This window comes from Corallococcus sp. CA047B (assembly GCF_003612065.1).
In the GTDB taxonomy this organism is placed as follows: domain Bacteria; phylum Myxococcota; class Myxococcia; order Myxococcales; family Myxococcaceae; genus Corallococcus; species Corallococcus praedator.
Map to the genome: position 1 here is coordinate 1 of NZ_RAWD01000623.1, position 1,832 is coordinate 1,832.

At 72.4% G+C, this 1,832-nt stretch carries 4 protein-coding genes; 2 read left to right on the forward strand and 2 right to left on the reverse strand.

The features are described from left to right. The coding region (locus D7X74_RS43450) for a VOC family protein (RefSeq protein WP_199742020.1) at positions 1-360 on the forward strand (360 nt) is incomplete at its 5' end. Between the two features lie 163 nt (positions 361-523). After that, the gene (gene rpsT, locus D7X74_RS41680; protein ID WP_120538442.1) at positions 524-790 is read left to right on the forward strand and encodes a 30S ribosomal protein S20; all 267 of its coding nucleotides are present in this window, start codon (positions 524-526) and stop codon (positions 788-790) included. Between the two features lie 40 nt (positions 791-830). Here the strand turns inward: rpsT and lptE are convergent, their stop codons facing one another. Together lptE and D7X74_RS43455 are read right to left on the reverse strand one after the other, a co-directional pair. Continuing rightward, complete coding sequence (gene lptE / locus D7X74_RS41685) at positions 831-1,346, reverse strand: LPS assembly lipoprotein LptE (protein WP_120538443.1); 516 nt, start codon at positions 1,344-1,346, stop codon at positions 831-833. A 32-nt stretch (positions 1,347-1,378) separates the two neighbouring features. After that, the coding region (locus tag D7X74_RS43455) for a hypothetical protein (RefSeq protein WP_158622376.1) at positions 1,379-1,832 on the reverse strand (454 nt) is incomplete at its 5' end.

Genomic DNA, 1,832 nt, shown 5'->3' on the forward strand with positions numbered 1-1,832 from the left:
CACCTGCCCCGCGCGTCCGTGGCCACCCTGCGCCTGCCGGTGCCGGACGTGGCGGCCCAGCGGGCCTTCTGGGACCCGGTGGCCTCCTGGCTGGGCTGGACGCCCACCGGGGCTCCGGACGGCACGGCGGCCTACACGGGCGCGGGCCTGGGGCTCGTCTTCACGCCGGGCGCCAGGGCTTCCCCGCCGTCGTCCGGCGTCACCCTGACCCTGGAGGCGCCTTCGCCGGCCGCCGTTGCCCGGTTGAAGGACCTGCTACAAGCCCAGCATCCCCACAGCATCGTTTCGGGCTCCGAGGAGGGCCTGCGGTTCCAGGACCCCGCCGGGCTCACGTGGGAATACACGCCCCCGTCGGTTTGATTCTCCCCCGCGGGGCGGCGTCAGGCCCCTCGCGAGTGCCGTTCAAGGCCTTCCGGAACCGGAAATCCTGATCGCGTTTGCACGCGTGCCTTGACGCAAAGGGGGCGTCGAAGTAAGGACGGCCCCTCTTTTTCCTTGTCTTGCCTTCCGCTGGAGCATTGCCTTGGCGAACACCAAGTCTGCAGAGAAGCGTCACCGCCAGTCCCTGAAGCGCCGTGCCCGGAACGTGAACGTCCGGACGTCGGTGAAGGACGCCGTCAAGTCCGCCCGCGAGGCCATTGCCTCCAAGGACGGCACGAAGACGACGGACGCGCTCAAGGCGGCTTCCAAGACCCTCAACAAGGCGGCCAGCAAGGGCGTCCTTCACAAGCGCACCGCCTCGCGCCGCATCTCCCGGCTGGCCAAGGCCGCCGCGAAGAAGTCGGCCTAGTCGTACCCCGCCCTGGGCTGAGGACCGGGTTTCCCGGTCCTCACCAGGTGCTGGCCAGTCGGTCGTACCCATCCCGCATGAGCGTTTCCGCCAGGCGTGCCAACGCCGCCTGACGGTTGGCTTCGGCTTCCAGGACGTTGCCCCTGCCCTGGAGGTAGTCCTCCGTGCCCGCCACCACGGTCTCCCCGAGCAGCTGCCCCTCCTTCACGAGGCGCAGGCGCACGGTCGTGTAGACGCGGTAGTTGTTGGCGATGATGGTCGGGGACGCCCCAACGTTGAGCACCACCCCTTCAATCGTGGCCGTGCAGTCCGGCGCGCTGGCCAGTCGGCCCGCCTGGATGAGCTGCTGGCGCAGGTAGCGCGTGAAGAGGTTCTCCAGCGTGGGCTCCGGCGTCTCGTTGACGAAGATGGGCGCGCACACCTGCCCCGCGCCCTCCGGCAGCGACGAGCCCCAGGGGCTGAAGCGGTAGCCGCACCCGGACGCCAGCACCGCCGCCACCACCACGCCCGTCCGGGCCAGCCGGCACGCACTCCCCGCACTCCAGGTCGCCCACATGGGCGCGCACCCTACCCGCCCGCGATCCTCCGTCAAGCGTCGGGGCCGGCCACCGGCACGCCGCGCGCGCGTCCGGCCTCCAGCAGCGCCACCCGGGCCGCCTCCAGCCGGGCCTCCCGCGCGGAGCCCCGGAGCGCCATGCCCAGCGGCCACTGCAACCGCGCGCCGCCCTCCACCTCCACCGTGAGGCCATGGTGGCGGTACAGGGCAGCGAGCAGCAGGCCCACGACTCCAGCCCCCACGGCCATCCCCCGGATGGCGGGGGCCAACGCCCAGAGGCCCAGCAGCGAAAAGGCGAGCAGTCCCAGCGCCTCCACGTAGGGCCGCGTGCGCCACTCCAGCCGGCGCACCCGCGACCACGCCACGTCGAGCGGCGGGCCTCCGGCGCGGCCCTGGAACGTCAGCCGCTCCGCGTCCATGGACAGGCCGCGCCCGTTGCCCAGGTCCAACGCCAGCGGGGCGATGCGCGGGGGCAGTGGGGACGCG